The organism is Sporosarcina sp. USHLN248 (assembly GCF_037144575.1).
GTDB classification, from domain to species: domain Bacteria; phylum Bacillota; class Bacilli; order Bacillales_A; family Planococcaceae; genus Sporosarcina; species Sporosarcina contaminans.
The window spans coordinates 1-223 of record NZ_JBBCZC010000136.1; the positions used below are offsets into that span (position 1 = coordinate 1).

At 54.7% G+C, this 223-nt stretch carries 1 rRNA gene; it reads right to left on the reverse strand.

The window, feature by feature from the left end:
* Nucleotides 1–223, reverse strand: a 16S ribosomal RNA gene (locus tag WFH04_RS18255); the annotation flags it as partial.

The window sequence follows — 223 nt, forward strand, 5'->3', positions numbered from 1 at the left end:
CTGGCAACTAAGATCAAGGGTTGCGCTCGTTGCGGGACTTAACCCAACATCTCACGACACGAGCTGACGACAACCATGCACCACCTGTCACCGCTGTCCCCGAAGGGAAAGATGTATCTCTACACCGGGCAGCGGGATGTCAAGACCTGGTAAGGTTCTTCGCGTTGCTTCGAATTAAACCACATGCTCCACCGCTTGTGCGGGTCCCCGTCAATTCCTTTGA